Origin of the sequence: Streptomyces scopuliridis RB72 (assembly GCF_000718095.1) — a bacterium.
Taxonomy (GTDB): domain Bacteria; phylum Actinomycetota; class Actinomycetes; order Streptomycetales; family Streptomycetaceae; genus Streptomyces; species Streptomyces scopuliridis.
Genome location: NZ_JOEI01000058.1, coordinates 1 through 6,624 on the forward strand (window position 1 = coordinate 1; position 6,624 = coordinate 6,624).

Genomic DNA, 6,624 nt, shown 5'->3' on the forward strand with positions numbered 1-6,624 from the left:
CCCGGCCATCGCCCCATGCGGCACCACCACACCCTTCGGCCGCCCCGTCGAACCCGACGTATAAATCACATACGCCGCCGACGACAACGACACCGAGGCCGACGCCGGCAGGGCCACGCGCGCGCCCGCGCCCCCCAGCAGCGGACCGGCCACCATCGCCTCGTCCACCACCACGCGAACACCACTGTCCGCCTTCATGAACTCCAGCCGGTCCGCCGGATACTCCGGATCCAACGGCACATACGCACCACCGGCCCGCAGTACCGCAAGCACCGCCACCACCAGATCCACCGACCTCGGCAGCGACACCCCCACCCGAGACTCCACACCCACACCCAACGACCGTAAATGCCCGGCCAGACGATCCACCCGCGCACCCAACTCGCCATACGTCAACGAGACATCACCCTCACCCAGCACCGCGACTGCACCAGGCGCAGCATCGATCCGGGCCTGAACCAGCTCCACGACCGACCGCTCACCCACCCCGACCCCAGGACCCGCCCACCCCATCAACAACCGCTCCAGCTCGGACGCACCCAACATCCCGACCCGCACCAGAGGAACCGACGGCTCAGCCACCACCCGCTCCGCCAACACCAACCAATGACCACACAACCGCTCAACGGTCTCCACATCGAACAGATCCGTATTGAACTCGGCGACCCCTACGAGACCTCCGTCGCCGCTCTCCTGGAAGTGCAGACCGAACTCGAACTGCGCCGCCGTACGCGGGACTTCGTACTCCTCGCCTTGGAGTCCGGGGAGCCGGAACGCTCCTCCAGGGGTGTTCTGGAGGGTCAGCATCGCCTGTACGAGCGGTGTCCTGCTGGTGTCCCGCTCCGGAGACAGCTCCTCGATCAGCCGGCTGAACGGCACATCCTGGTGCGCGAACGCTTCCAGGGTGGTGTCCCGGACCCCGGCCAGCAGCTCGTCGAAGGACTGCGACTCGTCGATACGGGCGCGCAGAACGAGCGTATTGACGAAGAACCCGACCAGGCCCTCCAACTCCTCACGCTCCCGGCCGGACACCGCTGTTCCCAGCGCGATGTCGCGCTGCCCGCTGTAGCGGGACAGCAGCAGCTGAGTCACCGCCATCAGCGCCATGAACAGACTCCCGCCCCGGGTGCGCCCCAGCGAGCCGAGTTGCTCCGTCAACTCCGTCGGGACGATGAAGATATGGGTGTTCCCGGACGCGGTCCGCACCAGCGGGCGCGGGCGGTCCGTCGGCAGCTCCAGCGGCTCCAGACCATCCAACTGCCCCCGCCAGTACTCGATCTGGGAATCCAACGCCTCCCCGGACAGCCTGTCCCGCTGCCACACCGCGAAATCCGGATACTGCACCGGCAACAACGGCAACCGCGCCTCCTCACCCCGCACCGCAGCCGCATACAACTCACTGTCGAATGTGGTGCGCAGCGCCTCGTGCCGGTCCACCAGCCCGGCCAGGGCCGTGCGGAGGGCTTCCGCGTCGAGGAATCCGGTCAGCCGGAGCGCTCCGACGATGTTGTATTCGATACTGCCGGGGGTGAAGTTCTCCAGGAACCAGAGGCGTTCCTGCGTCAGCGACATCGGCAGCTGTCCATCGCGTGCCACCGGGACGATCGCGCCGGACGTCGCCGCCCCCTCCACTTCCGGGGCGGGTTCCACCGCCGGGACCGTCTCCGCGAGTCCGGCCACGGTCGGGTGATCGAACAGGACGCGCGGGGAGAGCCCCGCTCCCAGCGCCGCGCGGATACGGGAGACGACCTTCAGGCTGGAGATGGAGTCTCCGCCCAGTTCGAAGAAGTCGTCATGGATCCCGACCCGCTCAACGCCCAGGACCTCGGCCCAGACGTCGGCGAGGACGCGCTCAGCCCCGGTGCGGGGTGCGACATACTCCCCCGCCGCGTCGAACTCGGGCGCGGGAAGCGCGCGCCGGTCGACCTTCCCGTTCACCGTCAGCGGCAACTCGTCCAGCACCACGAACGCCGACGGCACCATGTACTCCGGCAGCAGGCCGGCGGCATGCTCCCTCACGAGCGCGACATCGAGCTGCCCGTCAGCCACGACGTACGCCACCAGCCGCTTGATCCCGGGACGGTCCTCCCGGGCCACAACCGTGGCCGTGCCCACCTCCGCGTGCCTCATCAACACGGCCTGGATCTCGTCGAGTTCGATACGGAAGCCACGGACCTTCACCTGACCGTCACCCCGGCCGAGGAAGTCCAGCCGCCCGTCAGGCCGCCACCGCACCACATCACCCGTGCGATACAACCGCCCACCCGAACCGAACGGATCGGCCACGAACCGCTCCGCCGTCAGCCCAGCCCGGCCGTGATAGCCGCGCGCCAGACCGAGACCGCCAAGATAGAGCTCTCCCGGCACACCCACACCCACGGGTCGCAACGCGCCGTCCAGGACGTACCCGGTCGTATTGTCCATCACGTGTCCCAGCGGCACCGAACCACCCACGGCATCCTCCGCCACGATCGGACCACTCACCGCAAACGTCGTCGACTCCGTCGGACCGTAACCATTCACCAGCACCGTCCCCGGGCACGCGGCCAACATCCGCTCCGCCGCCGCACCACCGACACACTCAACTCGCCCTCGGCCACCACCACCGTGCCACCACTCAACAACGGCACCCACACCTCATACGTCGCCGCGTCGAACGAATGCGGCGAATGGAACAACACCCTCTCGTGCGCCCCCGACGACCAGCGAGAATCAGCAGCCAGCGCCACCACATCCCCATGCGTCACCGCCACACCCTTCGGCACCCCCGTCGACCCCGACGTAAACATCACATACGCCAACGAACCCGCCGACACCCGCACCGGAAGCACGGCATCACCCACCGGCTCCGCGTCCACCGCCACAGCCGGTACCCCACCGACCTCGTCCACCGTCCGGTCGGTCAGCACGAGCAGCGCGTCGCTCTGCTCGACCACCTGGCGCAGGCGCTCCTGCGGGTACGCCACATGCAGCGGGACGTACGCCCCGCCCGCCTTCAGCACCGCCAGCATGGCCACCAGGACGTCCGCCGAGCGTTCCAGCAGGAGCGCGACGCGGGTCTCCGCGCCGACGCCCCGCTCGATCAGCACCTTCGCCAACCGGTCTGTCCGGGCGTCGAGTTGTCGATACGTCAACGTACGATCACCGCACTCGACCGCCACCGCCTCCGGGGCGGCGGCCACCCGCTCGCCGAAGACCCCGATCACGGAAGCCCCGGCGCCCAGAGTCTCCCCGATATGGCCGACGCTCCACTCATCCACCACGGTGGCGCGCTCGGCCTCGCCCAGCAGATCGAGGTCCCCGACCGGGGAGTCCGCGTTCGCGACCAGACGGGTGACCGCGTTTCCGAGTTGCGCCGACAGCCGTTCCGCCGTGGTCCTGTCGAACAGCGCGGGGTCGTAGGCAAGCGTCATGTCCAGCCGGTCACCGGTCGCCGACGCGATCAGCGTCAGCGCGTAGTTGGTCGACTCCACGGCCTCGGCCTCGCGGACGCCCAGTCCGTGGCGCTCCGCCGCGGCCTCGTCCACGGGGTAGTTCTCGAACACCACCAGGCTGTCGAAGAGCGAGGCACCGGCCGGCACGTCCGACTCGATGTCGGACAGCGCCATGTACTCGTAACGCCGCGACTCCGACTGTCCGTCCTGGATCTGCCGCAGCCAGTCGGTGACCGGCTGGTCCGGCGTGACGGTCACACGGACCGGCAGTGTGTTGATGAAGAGACCGAGGATGTCCTCAGCCCCCGGCAGATCCGCCGGACGCCCCGACACCGTCGTACCGAACACCACATCCGAAGCACCGGCACCGGACGGCTCGCCCCCGGACACCCCCGCGTACTGCGCGAGCACCAGCGCCCACACCCCCTGGACCAGCGCGTTCGCCGTGATTCGGTGGCGGCGGGCGTAGCCGCCCACGCGCTCGGCCACGCCGGCCTCCAGCGCGACCCGTACCCGCTCCCCCGACTGTCCGCGCCGGGCCTGCTCGGGCACCCGGTCGTACGGCAGCGGCACCGGCTCCTCGAATCCGGCCAGCACACCGCGCCAGTAGTCAGCAGCCGCGCCGCGGTCCTGAGCGCCCAGCCACCGCACGTAATCGCGGAACGGCCCGCGGTCCACCGGACGCGCCACCGGGCCCACCGCCGGACGCGCCGCCTCCGGACGCGCCGCCTCCGTCCCGCCGAGCGCCGTGTACTCGCCCAGCACATCGGAGAGGAACGCGGACGTGCTCCAGCCGTCGAGCAGCAGGTGATGGAACGTCCAGACCACGCGCACCACATCGTCCGAGGTACGGGCCAGTGTGACCCGCATCAGCGGGGCGGCTGTCAGATCGAGTCCGCGCGCCCGGTCGTCACGGAGGAAGTCACGCAGCAGGGTCTCCTGCCCTGCTTCGTCGGTGCCCGACCAGTCCAGCGTCGTCACGGGTACGGTTACCTGCCGGTGCACCACCTGCACCGGCTCTCCGACCGATTCCCAGACCAGCGACACCCGCAGTGCGTCCGACCGTTCCACCGTCCGCTGCCAGGCGTTCACGAGCCGGGCGGGGTCGTCCACCCCGTCCAGGGTGAACGCGAACTGCTCAAGATAGGCGGGCGAGTCGGGCTCGGCCAACGCGTGGAAGAGCATGCCGGACTGAAGAGGCGTCAGAGGATAGACGTCTTCGATCCCGCATCCGTCACCCGCGATCCGGTCCACTTCGCCCTGCGTGAGACGCACCAGCGGGAAGTCCGACGGGGAGCAGCCGCCCGCGTCCGGTTCGGCGCAGTGTGCGACACAGCGGGAGAGTTCGGCGGCGAAATCGTCCACCAGGGCCTGTACCGTCTCCTCGCGGTGCAGCCCCGCGGAGTAGTGCCACGAGAACACCAGCCGACCGTCGAGGAGTCCGGCCGTCACATCAAGGAGGTGGGGACGCCTCTCCCGAACGCTGTGTTCTCCGCCGGGGTTGAGAGTGGCCGAGCGGTACCAGTCGTCCGCACCGCCCGCCATGTCCAGCCGGCCGAGGTAGTTGAAGCTGATCAGCGGGTCCGCCTGGTGTGCTGTCGCGTCGCCGAGGTGGCGCAGCGCGCCGTAGCCGATCCCACGGTCGGGTACGGCCCTGAGCTGCTCCTTCACCCGCTTGATCGTGGCTGCCCAGTCGTCGCCCTCGGGCAGCGAGAGCGCGACCGGATGGATGGACGTGAACCAGCCGACCGTACGGGTCAGGTCGACGTCGTCGAAGATCTCCTCACGGCCGTGCCCCTCCAGATTGACCGCGATCCGGTCATGGCCTGTCCAGGTACGGAGCGTGCGCGCCAGAGCGGTCAGCAGCGCGTCGTTGATCTGGGTGCGGTAGACGGCGGGGACCCGCTGAAGGAGTTGCTCCGTCGCCTCCCGTGTCAGCCCGCCGGACACCACGGCCTGGTCGGCGCCGGTGTTGGCGCCGTCCGGATGGTCGAGGGGGATGTCCGTCCGCGCTCCGTCCATGACGGAACGCCAGTACGGGATCTGGTCGTCGAAACCGCCCGCCGCCGTGTGCTCCGCGAGCCGCGCCGCCCACTGCTGTACGGAGGCGGTCTTGGGGCCGAGTTCGGCGGGCCGGCCGGCGGCGGCGTGGGCGTACGCGGTCCTGAGGTCTTCGAGGAGGATGCGCCAGGTCACTCCGTCCACCACGAGGTGATGGGCGATGATGATCACGCGCAGGGTGCGACCGGCCGCGCGCGTGCCGACCAGGACGCGGACCAGCGGGCCGTCCTCCAGGCTGAACCCGGATTGCGCGGCGTCCTTCAATTCCCGCCAGGCCGACTCCTCACGGTCCGCCCGCGCGTCGGTGAGGTCGTGAACGGTGAGTACGCGGTCGACGTCGGCCTCGGGGGCGATCCGTCCCGTCCACCGCCCGTGCGCGTTCCGGTCGAATGTGCTCCGTAGCGCGTCATGGTGGAGCAGGAGCGCGCGCACCGCCTCCCGGAGCGCGGGCAGGCCGGTGGACGGCGGGAGTTCGAGCTCCATGGCCATGTTGAAGTGGGCGGGGCTGACGGTGTGGGTGGCAAAGAACCAGTCACGAACCGGGGTCGGACCCACCTCCCCCGACACCACACCCTGTTCAGCCACCGACATGCCCGTCCCCGCGTCGGCCGCTCCGGCACCGGCGGCGAGGGAAGCCACGGTCTGGCGGGCGAACACATCGCGGGAGGAGAGTTCCAGCCCGGCCTGGCGGGCTCGTGAGACCACCTGGATGCTCAGGATCGAGTCCCCGCCGAGGGAGAAAAAGTTGTCGTGGATACCCACGCGGCCGACATCGAGAACGTCGGTCCAGATGGCCGTCAGGACGCGTTCGGTCTCGTTGCGCGGAGCGGCATACTCGTCGGCGAGATCGTCCGACGGGGCGGGCAAGGCCTTGCGGTCCACCTTCCCGCTCGCGTTCACGGGCAGCGCGTCCAGCACCACGAACACCGACGGCACCATATAGCTGGGCAGCTCAGCGGCAGCGTGCTCCCGCAACACTCCCGCCTCGCCCCCCTCACTCCCCGGTCCCGCCGGAACGACGTACGCCACAATCCGCTTCACACCGGGACGGTCCTCACGAACCATCACCGACACCTGCCCCACCCACACGTGCCGGGCAAGAACCGCCTCGATCTCACCCAACTCGATA

Annotated in this window: 1 pseudogene; it reads right to left on the reverse strand. The window is 69.5% G+C overall.

Features of this window, described 5'->3' with window-relative positions:
- Nucleotides 1-6,624: pseudogene (locus IF11_RS43365) on the reverse strand (condensation domain-containing protein); the annotation flags it as partial.